11 protein-coding genes and 3 rRNA genes are annotated in these 22,694 nt (G+C 70.9%); 6 read left to right on the top strand and 8 right to left on the bottom strand.

The window, feature by feature from the left end; translation table 11 throughout:
- Positions 1-36: 36 nt before the first annotated feature.
- Both EIO00_RS17500 and EIO00_RS17495 read right to left on the bottom strand, forming a co-directional pair.
- Positions 37-3,036 carry a sacsin N-terminal ATP-binding-like domain-containing protein gene (locus EIO00_RS17500; RefSeq protein WP_140180316.1) on the bottom strand — a complete coding sequence of 1,000 codons (3,000 nt, stop codon included), beginning with the start codon at positions 3,034-3,036 and terminating at the stop codon, positions 37-39.
- A 1-nt stretch (position 3,037) separates the two neighbouring features.
- A complete protein-coding gene (locus EIO00_RS17495; protein ID WP_241661429.1) occupies positions 3,038-3,772 on the bottom strand; it encodes a DUF3027 domain-containing protein in 735 nt (244 codons plus the stop codon).
- Between the two features lie 191 nt (positions 3,773-3,963).
- On the opposite strand from EIO00_RS17495, the gene EIO00_RS17490 reads away from it, so the two are divergent.
- Entirely contained in the window at positions 3,964-5,319 is a 1,356-nt protein-coding gene (locus EIO00_RS17490) for an MFS transporter (protein WP_140180312.1), read from the top strand.
- 13 nt (positions 5,320-5,332) lie between these two features.
- On the opposite strand, the gene EIO00_RS25660 is transcribed toward EIO00_RS17490, so the two are convergent.
- From EIO00_RS25660 to EIO00_RS17475, 3 genes are all read right to left on the bottom strand, one after another.
- Entirely contained in the window at positions 5,333-5,728 is a 396-nt protein-coding gene (locus tag EIO00_RS25660; protein ID WP_140180310.1) for a cold-shock protein, read from the bottom strand.
- Between the two features lie 72 nt (positions 5,729-5,800).
- The gene (locus EIO00_RS17480) at positions 5,801-6,451 is read right to left on the bottom strand and encodes an HAD family hydrolase (RefSeq protein ID WP_241661428.1); all 651 of its coding nucleotides are present in this window, start codon (positions 6,449-6,451) and stop codon (positions 5,801-5,803) included.
- A gap of 199 nt (positions 6,452-6,650) precedes the next feature.
- Entirely contained in the window at positions 6,651-7,151 is a 501-nt protein-coding gene (locus EIO00_RS17475) for a GNAT family N-acetyltransferase (RefSeq protein WP_140180306.1), read from the bottom strand.
- A 166-nt stretch (positions 7,152-7,317) separates the two neighbouring features.
- Between EIO00_RS17475 and EIO00_RS17470 the strand changes: the two genes are divergently transcribed.
- The 5 genes from EIO00_RS17470 (at position 7,318) to EIO00_RS17450 (ending at position 16,740) form a co-directional block, all read left to right on the top strand.
- Positions 7,318-7,935 (top strand): TetR/AcrR family transcriptional regulator, encoded by a 618-nt coding sequence (locus EIO00_RS17470; protein WP_140180304.1) that lies wholly within the window; start codon positions 7,318-7,320, stop codon positions 7,933-7,935.
- A gap of 45 nt (positions 7,936-7,980) precedes the next feature.
- Complete coding sequence (locus EIO00_RS17465) at positions 7,981-10,359, top strand: helicase-associated domain-containing protein (protein WP_140180302.1); 2,379 nt, start codon at positions 7,981-7,983, stop codon at positions 10,357-10,359.
- A 670-nt stretch (positions 10,360-11,029) separates the two neighbouring features.
- Entirely contained in the window at positions 11,030-12,586 is a 1,557-nt protein-coding gene (locus EIO00_RS17460; protein WP_140180300.1) for a TROVE domain-containing protein, read from the top strand.
- Positions 12,587-12,955: 369 nt separating this feature from the next.
- Positions 12,956-14,482, top strand: coding sequence for a class I adenylate-forming enzyme family protein (locus EIO00_RS17455; protein ID WP_140180298.1), 1,527 nt, complete (start codon positions 12,956-12,958; stop codon positions 14,480-14,482).
- A gap of 605 nt (positions 14,483-15,087) precedes the next feature.
- Positions 15,088-16,740: a DNA repair helicase XPB gene (locus tag EIO00_RS17450; protein WP_140180296.1), complete on the top strand. Its 1,653-nt coding sequence runs from the start codon at positions 15,088-15,090 to the stop codon at positions 16,738-16,740.
- 289 nt (positions 16,741-17,029) lie between these two features.
- On the opposite strand, the gene rrf is transcribed toward EIO00_RS17450, so the two are convergent.
- From rrf to EIO00_RS17435, 3 genes are all read right to left on the bottom strand, one after another.
- A 5S ribosomal RNA gene (rrf, locus tag EIO00_RS17445) occupies positions 17,030-17,146 on the bottom strand.
- Positions 17,147-17,305: 159 nt separating this feature from the next.
- Positions 17,306-20,492 (bottom strand): 23S ribosomal RNA (locus tag EIO00_RS17440).
- 668 nt (positions 20,493-21,160) lie between these two features.
- Positions 21,161-22,688: ribosomal RNA gene (locus tag EIO00_RS17435) — 16S ribosomal RNA — on the bottom strand.
- The 16S, 23S and 5S rRNA genes sit together here, the layout of an rRNA operon.
- Positions 22,689-22,694: the final 6 nt, after the last annotated feature.

Raw genomic sequence — 22,694 nt, 5'->3', positions numbered from 1 at the left:
CGTCCGCGGCGCTCCGGCCGTCGGGCCGGGGGCGCGTCAGGGCTCCAGGTCGCGTTCGGCCAGCGTCACCGCCGCCGCCCGCGGGTCGCGCAGGACCGCCTCCACCAGCAGCCGATCCGACCAGCGGCCGGCCGCCCAGGCCAGGGCGCGGGCCAGCCCGGCCGCGTCGCAGGCGTGCGCCTCGCCGGTCTCCTCCTCGTACCACCAGGACACCGCCCGCCCGTCGACGATCAGCCTCTCGTGGGCCAGATACTCCCGGGGCGCGTCCGGCAGGACCTCCAGGGCGGCCGGGGGCACCGGACGCACCGTTCCGGCGGACCCGACCTCCCCCACGACCTCCTCGCTCGCCAGGGCCAGCTCCAGCGCCTCGGCCAGGGCGACGGCCCGGTCATAGGCGGTGATCACCAGCGGCTGGTCGGCGATCAGCGGCAGCACGGCGGGCACATCGAGCACGAGGGCGTCCTCGGCCGGAACGACCTCCGGCACCCCCTCGACCAGGGCGCGGACCCGCTCGGGCGGGTCGGGGAGGTCGTCGCCGGCGGCGAGGCGCTCGGCCAGCGCCGCCCACAGCCGGCGCAGCAGCGGCCGGGACACCTCGCGGGCGGGGTCGGCGAGCCGGTCCAGCAGCTCGGCCGGGCCGTCGGGCTCGGCCAGCAGCTCGGTCACCGACCGGCGGACCCCCAGCGCCCGCGCCAGCACCGGATCCAGCCCCTCGGGCGCCGCGTCGTACAGCCCGGCCAGCTCCTCGGCGTCGGCGGTGCGCAGATCGGCGGGGCGGCGACCGTCCAGCACCGGGTGCCGCCGCAGCCACCAGGCGGTGTAGGAGGGCACCTGCACCCGGCGGCCGTCCCCCAGCACCACGTGCGCCGGGTCCACCACCGCCCGCCGCAGCGGCGGCTCGGCCAGCAGCCGCAGCACCGCCTCCCAGTCCTCGACCAGCTCCAGGTCGCGGACGGCCACCAGCTCCGGCAGCAGCGGCGGCAGCTCCTGCTCCCCCAGGCGGGCCAGCACGTCCTCGGCCCACCGCTCCGCCCCGTCCAGGTCCAGCGTCGGGTCGTCGGCCTCGGCCACCAGATCGACGTCCTCGGCGCGGAGCAGCGCGAAGCTCCGCAGCACGCCGACGGCCTCCAGCACCTCCCCGCCCCAGCGCTCCACCAGCTCGGCGGCGACCACTCCGAACGGGGCGTCGGGGGCGACGACGTCGCGCAGCGGGCCGCCGGGCAGCAACAGCTCCCCGGCCGGGTAGAGATCGCCGTCCTCGCCGGGCAGCGCCAGCTCCGCCAGCCAGGGCTCCTCGCCGGGCTCCGGGTTCGCGGCGGCGACCAGGCCCAGCACGGCCTCGGCGATCGCGTCGGGGTCCTCGGCGTCCAGCGAGCCCTCGACCGCCGCCCGCACCGCCGGGTCGGCCAGCACCTCCCGCGGCCCGGCCTCCACCGCCCCCAGCCGCAGCAGCAGCGGATGCGCCGCCCGCGGGTGGACGAACCGCAGCCCCAGCGGCTCCAGCGCCCGCGGGTCCAGCCCCGCCCCGGCGATCAGCAGGCCGCGCGGGCCGCGCACGGTGCGCCCGTCGGCCAGCGGCACCGGCAGCGCCCTCAAGGAGTCCGGGTCGGAGGCGCCGCCCGCCAGCGCCTCATACAGCCGCCGCCACCAGTCCGGCTCCCGCTCCAGCGCCGACAGCAGGTCGATCACGTCGGCCAGCGGCAGCCGCCGCACGCCCAACGTCGCCAGCGCCGGATGGTCGGCGGGCCACCCGGCGGGCAGCAGGCCCGGCAGCACCTCGGCGAGCAGGTCCAGCAGCGGCGGGCCGCCGTCCACGGCGACCGCGTCGCGGCCCCGGGTCCGGGCGCCCTCCGCGTCGCCCGACGGCAGCAGCGGGGCCTCCGGCAGCCGCCGTTCGATCGCCCGGCGCAGCCGCGCGTCCAGCGCGCCGCCCGGCAGCCCGCGCGGGACCAGCGACAGCAGCCGCGGGGTCGGGGGGAGGGCGCGCAGCAGCTCCACATAGGCGTCGGCGGCCCGTTCGACCAGGAAGTCGGTCAGCGGCCCCGGGGCGACGTGCCGCCGGTCGGGGGCCAGCGGGAACGTCGCGATCAGCAGCGCGGGGATCTCCAGTCGCTCGTCGCTGGGCGTGGGGGCGTGCAGCACCGCCGGAACGCCCTCCGGCAGGTCCGGCGCGCCCCAGGCGGGCGCCTCGGCGGGCACCGCCCAGCGGATCCGCCAGAGGGGGCGGAGACGTTCCTCGGCGGGGCGGTCGGCCAGCAGCTCCGGATCGAGGGCCCCCTCGGCGGTGACGGTGCGCCAGCAGGTCCCGTCGATCAGCACGGTCCCGTCCGCACGGTGCTCGGCGGTGATCGTGCGGACCTCGCCGTCGAGGTCGATCTCCACCGCCTGCAGGCCGGGCAGCGCCAGCATCAGCGCCGGTCCCACGTCGGCGAGCTGTCGCCGGACCAGCTCCCGGGCGGCGGCGTCGCGCAGCGGCAGCCGCACCACCGTGTCGAACCCCGGCTCGGTCTCCTCGGCGCGAGCCGGGAACGGCAGCCGCAGCACCGGAACCTGCCCGTCACGGCGTTTCAGCTCCTCGGCCAGTTCCGGGATCGCCGCGACCAGCTCCCGGGTGCGGCGGGCGGACCAGCGCACCCCCGCCGTCCCGTCGGCGGTCAGCACGGCGGGTTCGTCGGTGACCGCCGCCACCGCGGAGAACCCGACGCCGAACCGCCCGGCCGCGGCCGGCTCGTCGCGCTTGGCCGAGGCGCGCAGCGTGGACAGCGCCTCCACCCCGGCGGCGTCCAGCGGCGCCCCGGTGTTGGCGGCGGTCAGCACCCCGTCGGCCAGCCGCAGCCGCAGCCGGCCGGGCACGCCCGCGCGCAGCGCCGCGTCGGCGGCGTTCTGCGCCAGCTCGATGACGACCCGGTCCCGGTAGCCGCCGAGGGCGTAGTCCTCCTCGGCGTTGGCGTCCTCCCGGAACCGGGCCGGGGACTGCGTCCAGGCGGCCAGCACCCGCCGCCGGATCTCGGCCGTCCCGTACGGGTCGGAGATCATCTCAGCTATGGCCGAGGGCCTCCTCGTCGGAGGAGGGCGAGACCGGCACCAGGTCGTAGCCCATCTCGTCCACGATCGGCGGCGGGACCTCCGCGCCGGAGGGCGTCGTCACCGCCTCCGAGTGCGCCCCGCAGCCGTGGTCGGCCGACACCACCCGGCCGTCGTCGGGCGCGTACTCGTTGGCGCACACGCCGAACAACTGCCGCAGCTCGCCCGCCAGCGGCAGATAGAAGCCGCAGGTGGAGCACTGGTCGGGCGCGGAGGCGGCGATGGGGGTGCGCGGCCCGGCGGCGCCCTCGTACCAGCGGGCGGCCGCCTCGGCGCGGCCCTGAGCCGACAGCACGCGGACCCGGCCCAGCCCCAGCTCCCACTGCACCTGCCGTTCGGCCTGGTCGGAGGTGTCGGTGTAGCCGGGCGCGAGCCGCGGATCGTCGGGCGGGGTGGGCAGCAGGTCGCCGGGCCCCAGGTCGCCAGGGCGCAGCCGTTCGATCCACGGCACCCACGGCGGCGGCATCAGCGCGCCCTCGCCGGGCAGCAGCACGCATTCGCTGACCGTCACGACCTTGGCGCGGGCGGCGCGGGCCACGGTGACCGCCCACCGCCAGCCCCGGTAGGCCGGATCCAGGCAGGCGAAGTAGTGGGTGAGCACTCGCTCGGCCTCCGGCTCCATCCCCAGATGCTCGCCCACCGGATGCGGCGCGGCGGTTTCCTCGGCGGCCTGACGGGCAAGGTCCACGGCGTCCGCGCAGGCGGCGTCGATGGCGGGGGGTCGGGTCCGGCGCGGTCGCCCGGCGCCGGACGCGGCGGATCTCGGCTGACGCTGTGGGCTCACCTTTCGATTCTCTCCCATCAACCGGTATGGGCAGGCCGGGGAACGGCCATGTGGACCACGGTACGCATCGCAGGTGTTCGGGGAGACTGAGGAGCATGGGGTTGCGCTCGGGCCTGGTGGGCGCCGTGCGAGCGGCCGGCGCCGGCGGCCGCCGGATCGGCGGTGCGATCCGCCGGCTGACCCACGCCCACGGCGCCGATCGCAGCGGGCTGGGCAGGCTGATCGAGACCACCGCGGTCCACAGCGCCGGTGACGCGCTGGTCGCCGTGGCGCTGGCCGGGACGTTGTTCTTCGGGCTGGACGTCACCCAGGCGCGCGGTCAGGTGGCGCTGTACCTGCTGGTCACCATGGCCCCGTTCGCGCTGGTGGCCCCGCTGATCGGGCCGGCGCTGGACCGGGTGCGGCACGCCCGCCGCTTCGCCATCGCCACCACGCTGCTGGCGCGCGGGCTGCTGTGCTGGGGCATGGCCGGGGCGGTGCTGCACCGGGACGAGGTGACGCTGCTGCCGGCGGCGTTCGGGGTTCTGGTGCTGTCCAAGGCGTTCGGGGTGCTGCGCAGCGCGGTCACCCCGCGGGTGCTGCCGGAGCAGATCACGCTGGTGACGGCGAACGCGCGGGCCTCGTTCGCCGGCCTGATCGCCGCATCGGTCGTCGCCCCGGTCGGGGTGGGGCTGGCGGCGCTGATCGGGACGGACTGGCTGCTGCGGATCGCGATGGCGGTGTTCGTGCTGGGGGCGGCGCTGGCGCTGCGGCTCCCCGCGCACGTGGACGTCCCCGACGCGGGCGCGCGGAACGCCCCGCCGGGCCAGGCGCGGCGCTGGCGGACGCTGCCGCGGGTGGGGCCGGTGGTGGCCGAGGCGATGCAGGCGAACGCCGCGCTGCGGGCGCTGTCGGGCTTCCTGGTGCTGTACCTGGCGTTCCTGCTGCGGGAGAAGCGGTTCGAGCCGGTGTCGCACACGGTGGCGCTGGGGCTGCTGGCGGCGTTCGCGGGGGCGGGCGGGCTGGCCGGGACCGCGCTGGGCGCGTGGGCGAGGGCCCGTGCGCCGCACCTCATCGTGTTCGGCACGCTGACGCTGGCGACGGCGGCGACGGCGGTGTGCGCGGTGCTCTTCGGGCTGTGGGCGGCGTTGGCGGTGGCGTTCGTCGGGGGGCTCGGCCAGTCGCTGGGCAAGCTGTCGATGGACGCGGTGGTGCAGCGGGAGATCGGCGAGGAGGTCCGCTCGTCCACCTTCGCCGTGTCCGAGACCCTGCATCAGCTGGTGTGGGTGCTCGGCGGGCTGGCCGGGCTGGGCACCTCGATCGTGGCCGACGGCCCGGTGGCGCTCGGCGGCGCCGCCGCGGCGCTGGCCCTGGCGCTGACGTGGCTGCTGACCGGACGGGCGCGGCGGGCCGGGCGGCGTCGGTCCGCGATGGCCGGGCGGCCGCCCGAGCCCCACCGGGAACCCGTGTGACGACGGTGCGCGGTCAGGGATGCAGGTCGTCGGCGACCGCGCGCAGCACGGTGGCGATCTTCTTGCCCTCGGCGGGCGTCGGGTACTTGCCGCGCCGGTAGGTGTTGGAGATGCCGTCGAGGAGCTTGATCAGATCCTCGATGATCGGCACCATCTCGTCCGGCTTCTTGCGCCGGGCCTTGGCCACCGCCTTCTCCACCGACGGCGGGGTCTCCAGCAGACGCACCGAGAGCGCCTGTCGACCTCGCCTGCCCTCGACCACGCCGAACTCGACGCGCTGGCCGGACTTCAGCGACGTCACGCCGTTCGGCAACGCCGAGGAGTGCACGAAGACCTCACTGCCGTCGTCACGGGTGAGGAAGCCGAATCCCTTGTCGGCGTCGTACCACTTGACCTTGCCAGTGGGCACAGGTGACCTCATCCAGCTCTCGCTACGAATTGGCTCAAGCCTATCCGCCCCGCCGCAAACGGGTGAACCGCGTCATGACCGCCGGGACGCGGCCCGGTGGCCCGCCAGCCACTCCGGGAAGGCCCGCAGATCGGGCAGCACCACGTCCGCGCCGTGGGCGCGCAGCTCGGCCGCCTCGAACGGCCCGGTGGCGACCGCGACGCCGAGCGCGGCGGCCGCGCGGGCGGCGTCCAGGTCGGCGATGTGGTCCCCCACATAGATCCGTGCGCCGTGCTCGCGCAGCGCGGCGGCCTTGCCGGCGCCGAACAGCCCGCCGACCACCGCGTCCAGCGGCAGTCCCAGCCGCTCGACGGTGGCGTCGGCGTGCCGCTGGTTCTTGGCCGTGACCACGATCGCCCGGCCGCCGGCGGAGCGCACCGCCTCGACCGCCTCGATCGCCCCCGGCATCAGGGCGCTGGCGGGCACCGCGATGTCCCCGTACAGGGCGCGGTAGCGGGCGGCCATCTCCGGGACGCGCTCGGCGGGGAACCAGTGCGCCAGCTCGTGCTCCAGCGGCACGCCGAGCCGGGTGAGCACCTCGTCCACGTCGATGGGCACCCCGGTCCGGGCCGACAGCGCCCGGTAGACGTCGCCGATCCCCTGCCGGGTGTCGGCCAGCGTCAGGTCGAGGTCGAAGCCCACGGTGAGGGGGGAGTCGGTGAGGGGAGAGTCCGGTTCCAGCACCCGCACAGGGTAAGCGTCGCCCCGCGCCCTCCCGGTAGTGGCGATGCGACGGGATCCGAGTGAGGAGGGCGCGGGAGTTCGGTGCGACGCGCCGGAACTAAATGTTCCGTCCGAAACCATGGTTTCGTGTCGGTATCTATACCCGCCCCGTAACCGGCCAATCACCCTCGTTCCACCGGATCCCCGGCGCCGGATCGGCTCAGCGCGCGTCCCACTCCTGCCAGGAGACGTCCACCCCCGGCTCGCACACCGTCTTGAACGGCCAGGTCACCGTGGTCCACTCGCGGACGAACTCGGCCAGCTCCCGCTCCACCTCGGTGCCCACCTGGTCGGCGCGGACCCACCAGACCACCCCGGCGTCGGCCTGCACCCCCGGTCCCGGCGGCAGGATGTGCACCCGCCCCAGCAGCCGCTCCTCATCGCAGGTCATCACCGCATAGGTGAACGACCGGCGCAGCTGCCCCTCCTTCTGCAGCCAGCCCAGGTCCACCAGCGCCTGCTCGTACGTCAGGTCCGGGGCGGGCCAGCGCCACCGCTCGCCGAAGCGCTCCCACAGCAGCTCCCGGCTGCTCATCACCGCGTCGTAGTCCTTGACCACGTCGTTCACCGTGATCGGGCGGATGCGGAACCGTTGCCCGGCGACCAGCGTGGGCACGTCGAAGTCCTCGGGCAGGAAGGCCACCTGACCGACCCCTTCCATCAAGTTCCCCAAGCCGATTGCTCCGGCCGCCACGCCGCGGCATGTTCCGGAAGCCTAGTGGCCCCGGTATCGGTGCAGTGCCCGATCACCGTTTCGGTCACGTCGGGACGGGCGGCGCGGGCGCCCGCCCCGCGGATGCCCTACTGTTCTGGCGGAGGGCACAGACATGACGACATCGACACGCGAGCGGATCGTGGCCGAGTCGCTCCGGTTGTTCGCCGACCGGGGCTACGCCGCCACCTCCGTTGCCGAGATAGAAGCCGCCGCCGGGCTGTCCCCGGGAGCGGGCGGGCTGTACCGGCACTTCCGGTCCAAGGAGGAGGTGCTGGCCGCGGCCGTCCGCGAGCACATCGCCCGCACCAAGGACCAGATCTCCAACGTGCTGGAGATCGCCGAGGAGTTCCAGGACCGCCCGCTGGAGGTCCGCCTGCGGATGGCCTGCAAGGCCGGCCTGGCCAAGATGCGCGAGGAGCAGGACCTGATCCGGGTGCTGTTCCGCGACCTGGACCAGTTCCCCGGCCTGGTCGCCGAGATGCGCGACGGCCTGGTCAACCCCCTGTACGACAGCATCGCCACCTGGCTGTCGACCCAGCCCGAGTACGCGGGCGCCGACGAGGACTGGCAGGCCGTCGCCACCGTGCTCGGCGGCGCGGTGGTCAACTACTGGCTCGCCAACGAGTCGCTGTACGAATCCCCCTCCCGCGTCGACGAGGCCCGCTTCGTCGACGCCTGGGTCCGCCTCGCTCTCGGTCTCGTCCCCTCCCCCCAGCACAGCCCCGCCTGACCGTTCCCTCGGCGGCGCCCGCAGGGCGCACTACCGTGGGAGGGGATGGACGGTTACGCCGACTGGCTGCGCGCACGCGACGACGAGGAGCTGCGCGCTCTGCTGTCCGCTCGGCCGGAACTGATCACGCCCGTTCCGGCCGACCTGACCGCGCTGAGCGCGCGGGCCGCCGCGCCCGCCTCGGTGGCGCGCGCCCTGGATCGGCTGGACCGGTTCGCCCTGGCGGTGCTGGAGACCGTGCTGGCCCTGCTCCCGCCGGTGTCCCGGCAGGACGTGGCGGACGCGGTGACCGCCGACACCGACGCCACCGCCGACGACGTCGACGCGGCGCTCGCCCTGCTGCGGACCCACGGACTGATCTGGGAGACCGAGCCCGACGGGCTGCGCGGCGCCCCCGGCCTGCGGCAGAGCCTCCCCCACCCGGCGGGCCTGGGGCCGCCGGCCGCCGAGCTCTTCGCGACCTACCCGGCCGAACGGCTGGTCGTCCTGCTCACCGACCTGGAGGGAGCCGAGCCGCGCGGCGCCTCCGACCCGGACCGCCTGATCGAGCGGCTGACCGCCCGCCTGGCCGACCCCGCCGACCTGATCGAGGACGCCGGCCCCGAGGCCCGGGCCGCGCTGGAGCACCTGGCCTGGGGGCCTCCGGTGGGCCGGGTGGCCGAGGCGCGGCGGACGGTGCGTCTCGCCACCGCCCGGACCCCCGTCGAACGGCTGCTGGCGCGCGGCCTGCTGGCCGCCGCCGACGACCGGACCGTCGTCCTGCCCCGTGAAGTGGCCCTGCACCTGCGCGGCGGACGGCTGCTGCGGGACGTCACCGCCCGCCCGCCGGCCGCCGACCCGCCCGCCCCGCGCAACCCGGAACTGGTCGTCCGCACCGCCGCCGGACAGGCGCTGACCGCCGTGCGGCTGGTGGAGGACCTGCTGGAGTGGTGGGGGGTGGAGCCGCCGGCGGTGCTGCGCAGCGGAGGCCTGGGGATGCGGGACCTGCGCGCCGCCGCCGCCCGGCTGGAGGTGCCCGAATGGCAGGCCGCCGCGCTGATCGAGACGGCGCACGCGGCGGGACTGCTGGCCCGCTCCGACGCCCTGGACGGCGAGTGGCTGCCCACCCGCGCCTACGACCTGTGGCGGCTGCGGGAGACCGCCGAACGCTGGACCGAGCTGGCCGCCGCCTGGCTGCGCACCGACCGGGTGGCGGGCCTGGCCGCCGAACGCGACGACCGGGGCCGGGTGATCAACGCGCTCGGGGCGGAACCGGTGCACGGCTCCGCCCCGCAGATCCGGCTGGCCGCGCTGCGGGAGCTGGCCGACGCCGGCGGGCCGCTGGACGCCGACGCGATCCGCGCCCGGCTGGCCTGGCGACGGCCCCGCCGCCGAAGCGCGCTGCGCGACCGGCTGGTGGGCTGGACGCTGCGCGAGGCCGAGCTGCTGGGGGTCACCGGGCTCGGCGTGCTCGCCCCCTACGCCCGCGACCTGCTGGACGGCGCGGACGCCGCCGCGGTGGCGGCGGCGCTGGCCGCCCACCTGCCCACGCCCGTCGACCGGGTGCTGATCCAGGCCGACCTGACCGCCGTCGCGCCCGGCCCGCCGACCCCCGAGCTGGCCCGCGAGCTGGCGCTGGTCGCCGACGTGGAGTCCACCGGCGGCGCCACCGTCTACCGCTTCACCCCCGAGTCGATCCGCCGGGCGCTGGACGCGGGCCGCACCGCCGATGAGCTGACCGACCTGCTCGCCCGGCACTCGGCCACCCCGCTGCCGCAGCCGCTGACCTACCTGATCGAGGACGTGGCGCGGCGGCACGGGCACGTCCGGGTCGGCTCCATGACCTCCTACGTGCGCAGCGACGACCCGGCGGTGCTGGAGGAGCTGCTGGCCGACCGGCGCGCCGCCGCCCTGCCGCTGCACCGGCTGGCCCCGACCGTGCTGGCCTCCCCGCTGGACAGCGGCCGCCTGCTGGAGGAGCTGCGCGGGCTCGGGCTCGCCCCGGTCGCCGAGTCCCCCGCCGGCGGCGTCGTGATCACCCGGCCGGACGCGCACCGCGCCGAGACGCCGCCCCTGCCCGCCGCCACCGCCTCCACCGACGACGACCGCGACCCCGCGGTGATCGCCGCCGCGGTCCGCGCGCTGCGGGCCGGCGACCTGGCGGCCCGGCAGGGCGCGGCGGCCGGACCGGACGGGACGCCGCCCGCCGACGTCCCCCGCGGCCCGTCCATGGCCACCGTGCACAAGCTGCGGGAGGCGGTGGAACGCGGCACGCGGGTGTGGATCGGCTACCTCGACCAGCAGGGCCGGGCCTCCAGCAGGATCGTCGAACCGGTCCGCGTGGACGGCGGATTCCTCACCGGATATGACGCGACCAGGGCCGCCGTGCAGCGTTTCGCCCTGCACCGCATCACCGGCGTCGCCGACGTCGATCCGGCCGAATAAATTCCGTTGCGTTCGCTTTCCGGACTGCGGCATCGTAGAGGCCGTCCCGCGACGACGGCAGAAGGGAGGACACGATGCCGGTGAATGAACCGCGACCGCTCATGGGCGCGTCCGGCAAGCCCGGCCGGTCCGTTCCCTCGCTCACGCGACGACATTCGGACATCGGCGATCCGGCGCCGGGGCGCCGGTAGGGGCGCGCACTCCCCGAAGAAGCGCGGCCCCGGCCGCCCCCGACCCGGCCCCTGTTCTTCCGGGTTCCCGGTGCGCAGGTCGTGGTTACTTCATGGATTCATGGGCTGCGGGTTCGAATCCCGCCCGGCCCTCGGGCCGGTAGCTCAAGCAGGCAGAGCAATGAACTGAACACCACGGCCGCCCTTGTCCTCGGGAACCCGCCGGACCGGGGCGCCCGATGCGAAGGCAGTGGTTACTTCCTTTCAGGAAGGGTCGCAGGTTCAAATCCTGTCCGCTCAAAATTGAGCGGTAGCTCAGTCTGGCAGAGCAACACCACCGCCGTCTTTGTTCTCGGGCGCCCCCCCTTTCGACCTTCCCCTCCCGGTGCGAAGCCCGAAGCTACTTCGCTCGCCCCTCACGAATCCCCAACAGTTCACCTTTCGGTGGGTTGAAGCCTTCGGGCGCCTTTGTTCTCGGGAGGCCAAGCCCTGGAGGGCAGATGGCGAAGTTCAACCGTGCACGCGCCAAGGGCGCGCTCAGCCCCGTCAAGACCACCAGCCGCCCCACCGCCTGCACCTACGAGGGAGCGCCGGGCTACGACCGCGACACCAAGAGCAAGCTGTTCCTGCTCGCGGTCGCGAACATGGTCGGCGAGCACACCTTCTATGAGGGCGCCGAGGACCGGGACACCCGGTTCCGCATCCTGGTCGGCGAGGTGGCGGTGCAGGACATCGACTGGCTCACCCGCATGGTCGGCTGGCTGCGCAACGAGGTCGGGATGCGCTCGGCGAGCGTGGTGGCCGCGGCCGAAGGCGTCCGGGCGCGCCTGGACGCCTCGCTCCACGGCGACAACCGGCGCCTGATCGATGTGGCGCTGGGCCGCGCCGACGAACCCGGTGAACTGCTCGCCTACTGGCACGCCCGCTACGGCCGGGCGCTGCCGCAGCCGGTCAAGCGCGGCGTCGCCGACGCGGTCCGCCGGCTCTACGACGAGCGTTCGCTGATCAAGTACGACACCGGCGCGTTCCGGTTCGGCGACGTGGTGGAACTGACCCACCCGGCACCGGTCACCCCGCGGCAGGGCGACCTGTTCCGGCACGCCATCGACCGCCGGCACGGCCGCGACCAGGAGATCCCCGCCTCGCTGGAGGTGCTGCGGGCCCGGGCCGAGCTGCTGGCGCTGCCGAAGGACGAGCGGCGTGCGCTGCTGGACCGCCCGGACGCCCCGCAGATCCTCAAGGCCGCCGGGATGACCTGGGAGTCGCTGGCCGGCTGGCTGCAGGGTCCGCTGACCGCCCGGTTCTGGGAGGCGATCATCCCGAGCATGGGCCTGCTCGCGCTGATCCGGAACCTGCGCAACTTCGACCGGGCCGGCATCAGCGACCGGGCGGCCGAGCAGGTCGCCGCCCGGCTGAGCGACGCCAAGAGCGTGCGCCGCTCCCGGGTGCTTCCGATGCGGTTCCTGGCGGCCTACCGGGAGGCGCCGTCGCTGCGCTGGGCGTGGCCGCTGCAGCGGGCGCTGGACGCGTCGCTGGCGAACGTGCCCCGGCTGCCGGGACGGACGCTGGTGCTGGTGGACCGGTCCGGGTCGATGTTCTGGCCGATGTCCCGGCACAGCAAGCTCACCCAGGCCGACGCCGCCGCGCTGTTCGGCACCGCGCTGGCGCTGCGCGCCGAGCAGGCCGACCTGGTGGAGTTCGGCACCGACCACCGCAGGGTGCGGTTCCGCCGCGGCGAGTCCGTGCTGTCGGTGATCGAGCGGTTCGGCGAACTGGGCGGCACCAACACCGCCGCCGCGGTCCGGGCGCACTACCACCGCCACGACCGGGTGATCATCGTCACCGACGAGCAGGTCTGGGGAGGTCCCAACGGTGCGGACCCCACCCGCGCCGTGCCGGACCGCGTCCCGGTCTACACCTGGAACCTGGCCGGATACCGGGCGGGCCACGGCCCGTCCGGAACCGGCACCCGGCACACCTTCGGCGGCCTGTCGGACGCCGCGTTCGCGATGATCCCCCTCATCGAACGCGGTCAGGCGGCCGACTGGCCGTTCTGACCCCGCACGGCGCCCCGTGCTCCAAAGCACGGGGCGCCGCCTTTTCCACCCCTCGCATCGTCGGCGAACCCCGCACCGGCGCCTCACGGAGCCCGCCCCGCAGCGGGCGAGACCCCGCCCACGGCCGCCGCACGCATCCGCGCATCCATCGCCTCGCGCATCCCCGCGTCCACCGCGCATGCGCCCCACCGCCGGCCCGCGGAACGGGCGCCGAGCCGCCCCGGCCGCGCCCCCGGCCGGTGACCGGCCGGGACGCGCTGGTGACGCCGCCCAATATCCGGGCCGAGGAGTTGGGCGCCGATCCCATTGACGTGACGAGCCTCACGCGATCGGCTTTCTCCGAGCACTCCAGACGAAAGGGGCAGCGATATGGAGCGCACTCTCGGCAGGCTCGCCGAACAGGCCTGGGAGCGGTTCGACGACTACGAGTCATTGTTCTTCGAGGGCCGCTGGTACCGCAGCCGGGAACTGGCCGAGCGCGCCCGCCGAGTGGCCGGAGGGCTGGTCGAGCTGGGCGTGCGCCCCGGCGACCGGGTGGTCGTGATGATGGCCAACTGCCCCGAGGTCGGCATCACCTACCAGGCCCTGTGGCGGGCGGGCGCGGCCATCACCCCGGTGGTGTTCCTGGTCTCCCACGAGGAGCTGCGGCACATCCTCCTCGACAGCGGCGCCCGGCTGATCATCACCACCAACGAGGTGCTGCCGACCGTTCAGTTCGCCGCCGACGGCCTGGACCTGCCGATCGTGGTGGCCGGCGACGCCCCCGAGGGCACGATCCCCTACTCCGACCTGGAGAAGGCCGACGAGCTGCCGCTGGTGGACCGCGCCGAGGACGACATGGCCGCCCTAATGTACACCGGCGGTACCACCGGCCGGGCCAAAGGCGTCGTGCTCACCCACGCGGGCCTGTACCAGGCGTCCCAGTCCTCCCAGCAGGCCGGGAGAGTGCCGGGCCTGACCCGGGCGCTGATCCCCCTGCCGCTGTCGCACTCGTTCGGCCTGCTGACCACCCTCGTCGGGATGCACGCCGACGAGCCGAACGTCGCGGTGCTGATGCGCTGGTTCGACGCCAAGGAGTGGATCAGGCTGGCCGCCGAGCACCGCATCCAGCGCTGCCCGCTGGTCCCGGCGATGATCCACATGCTGCTCGCCGAGCCCGAGTTCGGCCGCACCCCGCTGCCGGACCTGAAGTACGTGGTCTCCGGCGCCGCCCCGCTGGCCCGTGAAGCGCTGGAGGAGTTCGAACGGCGGGTGCCCGGCGTCCAGATCCTCGAGGGCTACGGCATGACCGAGACCTGCGCCACCACCGCCGTCAACCGTCCGGGCGACCGCCGTGTCGGCAGCGTCGGCAAGCCCCTGCCCGGTTACACCGTGACCATCCGCGACGAGGAGGGCCGCGCCCTGCCGCCCGGCGAGGACGGCGAGATCTGCATCTCCGCGCCCTCCCTGATGCAGGGCTACTGGCACGCCGAGGAGGCCACCGCCGCCGCCCTGTCGAACGGCGAACTGCGCTCCGGCGACATCGGCCACCTGGACGAGGACGGCTTCCTCTACATCGTCGACCGCAAGAAGGACCTCATCATCCGGGGCGGCTTCAACGTCTTCCCCCGCGATGTGGAGGACGCCCTCGCCGAGCACCCCGAGGTCACCATGGCGGGCGTCGTCGGCCGCCCCGACCCCAAGCTCGGCGAGGAGGTCGTCGCCTTCGTCTCCCTCGTCCCCGACGCCAAGGCCACTCCGGAGGAGCTCATCGAGTGGACCCGCCGGCGCGTCGGCAAGATCAAGTACCCCCGCGAGGTCCACATCGTGGACTCCGTCCCCGTCACCCGCGTCTTCAAGACCGACCGCAAGCGCCTCCGCGAGATGCTCAAGGAACTCCCCTCCTCCACCTCCTGACCGCGCAGTCGGCCCGGTCCCGTCCCGGCGGAGCGGAGGGCCCGCCCTCCGCTCCGCCGGGACGCGCACATCCGGCATCCAGAGGAGAACGCGACTCCCAGCGCCCGGACGCCCCCTGGTCCGGGCACTGTGCGGCGAGGCCGACGCGGCCCCTTGGGCCTCGCCCCCTTCCCATCGCCCGGCGTCCTCACCGGGACGGGCCCCGCCGGACGCCGCGGGGCATCCTCGCGGCGCCGGGACCGCAGACGCACCGTAGCCCCGCAACTCCAAGTCGCCCCGCAATTCCGAGAGGACGACCGGCCGCCGCCCCGGCGGCCTCGGAAGAACCACCGGCCGAGCCGCCGAACGCGTCCCGTGGGCCGGGACCGCCGACGTGCCGCGCTGCCCGCCGGCCCCGAGAGAGACGACCGGGCCGCTGGCCGCGCCGGCCGACCGGGACACGGACTGCGGCCCGCCCAGCGCCCGCCGCCCGTGTCCCGCCGCAAGAACGCCCTGGTGAAGGCGGCGAAGGGAAGACGAGCACGACCGGTGCTGTTGCAGACTGGGTGTTCCGGCGCCGCCCGCCGGCCCCGCCCCTCCCGCCGTACCGACCAGCGAGGTTGCCCGTGACCGACGGTCCGCTCATCGTCCAGTCCGACAAGACGCTGCTGCTCGAAGTCGACCATGAGCTGGCCGACGAATGCCGGCAGGCCATCGCCCCGTTCGCCGAGCTGGAACGCGCCCCCGAGCACATCCACACCTATCGGATCAGCCCCCTGGCCCTGTGGAACGCGCGGGCGGCCGGGCACGACGCCGAGCAGGTCGTCGACGCCCTGCTGAAGTACTCCCGCTACCCGGTGCCGCACGCCCTGCTGGTCGACGTGGCCGACACCATGGCCCGGTACGGCCGGCTGCGACTGGAGAAGCACCCGGCGCACGGCCTGGTGCTGACCTCCTCGGACCGCTCGGTGCTGGAGGAGGTGCTGCGCTCCAAGAAGGTCAAGGGCATGATCGGCGCCCGGGTCGACGAGGACACCGTGATCGTCCACCCCAGCGAGCGCGGCACCCTCAAGCAGGCGCTGCTCAAGCTCGGCTGGCCCGCCGAGGACCTGGCCGGCTATGTCGACGGCGAGGCGCACCCGATCGAGCTGGTCGAGGACGGCTGGGCGTTGCGCTCCTACCAGCGGGAGGCCGTCGAGGCGTTCTGGCACGGCGGTTCAGGAGTGGTGGTGCTGCCCTGCGGCGCGGGCAAGACCGTCGTCGGGGCCGCCGCGATGGCGCACGCCAAGGCGACCACGCTGATCCTGGTCACCAACACCGTCTCCGCCCATCAGTGGAAGCAGGAGCTGCTGCGCCGCACCTCCCTCACCGAGGACGAGATCGGCGAGTACAGCGGCGCCCGCAAGGAGATCCGCCCGATCACGATCGCCACCTACCAGATCATGACCACCCGCCGGAAGGGCGTCTATCCGCACCTGGAGCTGTTCGACGCCCGCGACTGGGGCCTGGTGATCTACGACGAGGTGCACCTGCTGCCCGCGCCCATCTTCCGGATGACCGCCGACATCCAGGCCCGCCGTCGTCTCGGCCTGACCGCCACGCTGGTCCGCGAGGACGGGCGCGAGGACGATGTGTTCTCCCTGATCGGCCCCAAGCGGTACGACGCCCCCTGGAAGGAGATGGAGAACCAGGGCTGGATCGCCCCCGCCGACTGCGTCGAGGTCCGCGTCACCCTGACCGACTCCGAACGCCTGGCGTACGCCACGGCCGAGCCGGAGGACCGTTACCGCTTCTGCGCCACCACCGAGACCAAGACCCGGGTCATCAAAGCGCTGGTCGAACGCCACCGCGGCGAACAGATCCTGGTCATCGGCCAGTACATCGACCAGCTGGACGAACTGTCGCAGCTCCTCGACGCCCCCGTCATCAAGGGCGACACCCGTATCCGGGAGCGCGAACGCCTCTTCGACGCGTTCCGTGCCGGCGAACTGTCCACCCTCGTGGTCTCCAAGGTCGCCAACTTCTCCATCGACCTCCCGGAGGCCAGCGTCGCCATCCAAGTCTCCGGGGCCTACGGCTCCCGCCAGGAGGAGGCCCAACGGTTGGGACGCATCCTGCGCCCCAAGTCCTCCGGCCGAAGGGCCCGCTTCTACGCCGTCGTCGCCCGCGACACCATCGACCAGGAGTACGCCGCCCACCGTCAGCGTTTCCTCGCCGAGCAGGGCTACGCCTACCGCATCACCGACGCCGAAGCCGTCCTGGCCGGCGAGGAGATCTGACCGGCCCGCCACAGGCCCCGCCGACACGTGCACGCGTGCCCGGCTCACTCGCCAATCACCGAGCCAGACAGCGGGAAGAAGCCCTCAGCCCGATTCCCCTCCGCGTCACGACGTCCGCGTTTCGTGTCGCCCTCCCGTCCGGACCTGCGGCCATGAAAAAGACCCGACGAACCAGCGGAGAGAACCCCCGCTCTCCCCACCGGCCCATCGGGCCACACACAAAAAACAAAAAGAAAGGGGGGGCGGAACAACCCCAAGGCCGTTCCACCCCTCCCCTTTGACGTTGAAGTCCCGGCGGCGTCCTACTCTCCCACACAGTCTCCCATGCAGTACCATCGGCGCTGGAGGGCTTAACTACCGGGTTCGGAATGAGACCGGGTGTTTCCCCTCCGCCATGACCACCGGAACACCTACACCCCAACAACCACACACACGCGCGTGGCCGGGGAAACCTTATTCACCTATCAACAACCCAGAACCACAAGGATCGTTGTTTGTTTCCTGTGAACCGCACAGGGATGCGAACACCACCCACCCCACCCCAAAAGGGAAGGACACCATGGGATATGGTAAGCCACTCGGCCTATTAGTACCGGTCCACTCCACACCTCACGATGCTTCCATGACCGGCCTATCAACCCAGTCGTCTCCTGGGGGCCTTACCCACACAACGTGGAGGGAGACCTCATCTCGAGGAAGGCTTCCCGCTTAGATGCTTTCAGCGGTTATCCCCACCGAACGTAGCCAACCAGCCATGCCCCTGGCGGGACAACTGGCACACCAGAGGTTCGTCCGTCCCGGTCCTCTCGTACTAGGGACAGCCCCTCTCAAGTCTCCTACGCGCACAGCGGATAGGGACCGAACTGTCTCGCGACGTTCTAAACCCAGCTCGCGTGCCGCTTTAATGGGCGAACAGCCCAACCCTTGGGACCTACTCCAGCCCCAGGATGCGACGAGCCGACATCGAGGTGCCAAACCCTCCCGTCGATATGGACTCTTGGGGAGGATCAGCCTGTTATCCCCGGGGTACCTTTTAGCCGTTGAGCGACACCCCTTCCACACGGAGATGCCGGATCACTAGGCCCTGCTTTCGCACCTGCTCGACACGTCTGTCTCACAGTCAAGCTCCCTTGTGCCCTTGCACTCACCACCTGATAACCAACCAGGCTGAGGGAACCTTTGGGCGCCTCCGTTACCCTTTAGGAGGCAACCGCCCCAGTTAAACTACCCACCAGGCACTGTCCCCCACCCGGATCCACGGGCGCGGGTTAGACGCTCGAAACGACCAGAGTGGTATTTCACCAACGACTCCACCCGAACTAGCGTCCAGGCTTCACAGTCTCCCACCTATCCTACACAAGCCGCTCCGCGCGCCAATACCAAGCTGTAGTGAAGGTCCCGGGGTCTTTCCGTCCTGCTGCGCGAAACGAGCATCTTTACTCGTACTGCAATTTCGCCGGGCCTGTGGTTGAGACAGCGGGGAAGTCGTTACGCCATTCGTGCAGGTCGGAACTTACCCGACAAGGAATTTCGCTACCTTAGGATGGTTATAGTTACCACCGCCGTTTACCGGCGCTTAGATTCTCACCTTCACCCCCCCGAAGAGGGGTTAAGCGGTCCTCTTAACGTTCCGGCACCGGGCAGGCGTCAGTCCGTATACAGCGTCTTACGACTTCGCACGGACCTGTGTTTTTAGTAAACAGTCGCTTCCCCCTGGCCACTGCGACCCCACCCAGCTCCCCCGGCACGCGGGTTCACCAGACAGGGCCCCCCTTCTCCCGAAGTTACGGGGGCAATTTGCCGAGTTCCTTAACCACAGTTCACCCGATCGCCTCGGTATACTCTACCTGACCACCTGAGTCGGTTTAGGGTACGGGCCGCCGACACACTCGCTAGAGGCTTTTCTCGGCAGCATGGGATCACTCACTTCGCCTAAAACGGCTCGGCATCGCACCTCACCCTGCATGCGCGGCGGATTTACCTACCACGCGGGCCACATGCTTACCCCAGGACAACCACCGCCTGGGCTGAGCTACCCTCCTGCGTCACCCCATCGCTTACCTACTACCCCCTCGGGCCCCAGCCTCCCCACAAACCCCCACCCCAAAGGAGCAGGAGGTGGTTCGGGTGGTTAGCATCAGAAGGTTCGGTATGGGCGCGTGCCAGCGGGTACGGGAATATCAACCCGTTGTCCATCGACTACGCCTCACGGCCTCGCCTTAGGTCCCGACTTACCCTGGGCGGATCAGCCTGCCCCAGGAACCCTTGGTCAATCGGCGCACACGTTTCCCACGTGTGAAATCGCTACTCATGCCTGCATTCTCACTCCTGCACCCTCCACCACACGATCACTCGGCAGCTTCACCAGGTACAGGACGCTCCCCTACCCGTCCCACCCCCTCACAAGGAGGGAGCAGAACNCGGCAGCTTCACCAGGTACAGGACGCTCCCCTACCCACCCCAGCACACAGCTGGGATGCCACGGCTTCGGCGGCGTGCTTAAGCCCCGCTACATTGTCGGCGCGGAATCACTCGACCAGTGAGCTATTACGCACTCTTTCAAGGATGGCTGCTTCTAAGCCAACCTCCTGGCTGTCACAGCAACTCCACATCCTTTACCACTTAGCACACACTTAGGGGCCTTAGCCGATGATCTGGGCTGTTTCCCTCTCGACCACGAAGCTTATCCCCCGCGGTCTCACTGCCGCGCTCAACTTACCGGCATTCGGAGTTTGGCTGACGTCAGTAACCTTGTCGGGCCCATCGGCCATCCAGTAGCTCTACCTCCGGCAAGCACCACGCGACGCTGCACCTAAATGCATTTCGGGGAGAACCAGCTATCACGGAGTTTGATTGGCCTTTCACCCCTAACCACAGGTCATCCCCCAGGTTTTCAACCCTGGTGGGTTCGGGCCTCCACACCGTCTTACCGGCGCTTCACCCTGCCCATGGCTAGATCACCCCGCTTCGGGTCTACAGCATGCGACTCCAACGCCCTCTTCAGACTCGCTTTCGCTACGGCTACCCCACCACGGGTTAACCTCGCCACACACCGTAACTCGCAGGCTCATTCTTCAAAAGGCACGCCATCACCAACCCCACCCAAGACGGATAGGGCCAACGGCTCTGACGGCTTGTAGGCACACGGTTTCAGGTACTCTTTCACAACCCCTCACCGGGGCACTTTTCACCTTTCCCTCACGGTACTGGTCCACTATCGGTCATCGGGGAGTATTCAGCCTTACCACGTGGTCGTGGCAGATTCACACGGGATTCCACGGGCCCCGTGCTACTCGGGAAACGCCCAAGAGAGCCGCCCACGTTTCACCTACCGGACTATCACCGTCTACGGTCGGCCTTTCCAGACCATTCGGCTACGCAAGCGGTTTATCACTCCCCGCCAGGCCGGCGGACCCAGCCAGGACGCTCCCACAACCCCGCACACGCAACCCCCGCCGGGTATCACACGCATACGGTTTAGGCTCCTCCGCTTTCGCTCACCACTACTCACGGAATCACATCTTGTTTTCTCTTCCTGCGGGTACTGAGATGTTTCACTTCCCCGCGTTCCCACCAACCGCCCTATACATTCAGACGGCGGCGACACCCCATGACAGGTGCCAGGTTACCCCATTCGGACATCCCCGGATCACAGCCTGGTTGCCGGCTCCCCGAGGCTTATCGCAGGCTCCCACGTCCTTCATCGGCTCCCGATGCCAAGGCATCCACCGTGTGCCCTCACCAACTTACCGACCCACGGCAAAACTCGGATGATGCTCGCACCCACTATGCAGTTCACAAAAAACAACCAACAACCACACCCAACCCCACAGCACAACCCACACAGCCGCGCTACACACGGGGCAGGGTCATGGCCCTGGCCAGGAACACACCCCCAACACGGANNNCGACCCACGGCAAAACTCAGATGATGCTCGCACCCACTATGCAGTTCACAAAAAACAACCAACAACCACACCCAACCCCAACCCCACGCTAGGGCGGGTCATGGCCCTGGCCAGGAACACACCCCCAACACGGAGCCCGTTCCCTCAGGACCCAACAGTGCGCCCAACCCACCAACCACCGAACACCGGAGGTTCCACACCCCACCCGCGAACACACTGCTCACGAGACGGGTAGTACTGACCGGGTCAATGATCCGGCGGGCTGACTAGCCAGTGCTCCACGATTCTGCGAGCCCCGGTCCCACAACACACACGGCTGTGCAAGACCGGCCCACACCCCCTTTCACCAACACCACCCACCCTCACTACGAGAGCAGACAGCGTCTAAGGGGGATCGNCGGTCCCACAACACACACGGCTGTGCAAGACCGGCCGCTGGACCCCACCGACACCCAGCACCCACCACACGACGGATGCTCCACAGATGCCAGAGGGCCAGAGGTGCTCCTTAGAAAGGAGGTGATCCAGCCGCACCTTCCGGTACGGCTACCTTGTTACGACTTCGTCCCAATCGCCGGCCCCACCTTCGACCGCTCCCCCCCACAAGGGTTAGGCCACGGGCTTCGGGTGTTGCCGACTTTCGTGACGTGACGGGCGGTGTGTACAAGGCCCGGGAACGTATTCACCGCAGCGTTGCTGATCTGCGATTACTAGCGACTCCGACTTCACGAAGTCGAGTTGCAGACTTCGATCCGAACTGAGACCGGCTTTTAGGGATTCGCTCCACCTCACGGTATCGCAGCCCTCTGTACCGGCCATTGTAGCATGTTTGCAGCCCAGGACATAAGGGGCATGATGACTTGACGTCGTCCCCACCTTCCTCCGAGTTGACCCCGGCGGTCTCCCATGAGTCCCCGGCATAACCCGCTGGCAACATGGGACGAGGGTTGCGCTCGTTGCGGGACTTAACCCAACATCTCACGACACGAGCTGACGACAGCCATGCACCACCTGTCACCCGCCCCCGAAGGGACCCCACATCTCTGCAGGTTTTCGGGTGATGTCAAGCCCTGGTAAGGTTCTTCGCGTTGCGTCGAATTAAGCAACATGCTCCGCCGCTTGTGCGGGCCCCCGTCAATTCCTTTGAGTTTTAGCCTTGCGGCCGTACTCCCCAGGCGGGGCGCTTAATGCGTTAGCTACGGCGCGGAGCCCGTGGAAGAACCCCACACCTAGCGCCCAACGTTTACGGCGTGGACTACCAGGGTATCTAATCCTGTTCGCTCCCCACGCTTTCGCTCCTCAGCGTCAGGACAGGCCCAGAGCACCGCCTTCGCCACCGGTGTTCCTCCCGATATCTGCGCATTTCACCGCTACACCGGGAATTCCATGCTCCCCTACCTGCCTCTAGCCTGCCCGTATCCACCGCAGACCCACGGTTAAGCCGTGGGCTTTCACGGCAGACGCGACAAGCCGCCTACGAGCTCTTTACGCCCAATAATTCCGGACAACGCTCGCGCCCTACGTATTACCGCGGCTGCTGGCACGTAGTTAGCCGGCGCTTCTTCTGCACCTACCGTCCGAATTCGTCGGTGCTGAAAGAGGTTTACAACCCGAAGGCCTTCATCCCTCACGCGGCGTCGCTGCGTCAGGCTTCCGCCCATTGCGCAATATTCCCCACTGCTGCCTCCCGTAGGAGTCTGGGCCGTGTCTCAGTCCCAGTGTGGCCGGTCGCCCTCTCAGGCCGGCTACCCGTCGTCGCCTTGGTAGGCCGTTACCCCACCAACAAGCTGATAGGCCGCGAGCCCATCCCCGACCGAACCCCAAAAAGGGGAACTTTCCACCCGCACATCATGCGATGACGGGTCATATCCGGTATTAGACCCGGTTTCCCAGGCTTATCCCAGAGTCGAGGGCAGGTTGCTCACGTGTTACTCACCCGTTCGCCGCTCGAGTACCCCCGAAGGGGCCTTTCCGCTCGACTTGCATGTGTTAAGCACGCCGCCAGCGTTCGTCCTGAGCCAGGATCAAACTCTCCATCAAAGGCCA

The sequence above is a fragment of the Thermomonospora catenispora genome, from assembly GCF_006363815.1.
Taxonomy (GTDB): domain Bacteria; phylum Actinomycetota; class Actinomycetes; order Streptosporangiales; family Streptosporangiaceae; genus Thermomonospora; species Thermomonospora catenispora.
This window is presented reverse-complemented; position numbering and strand designations above follow the sequence as displayed.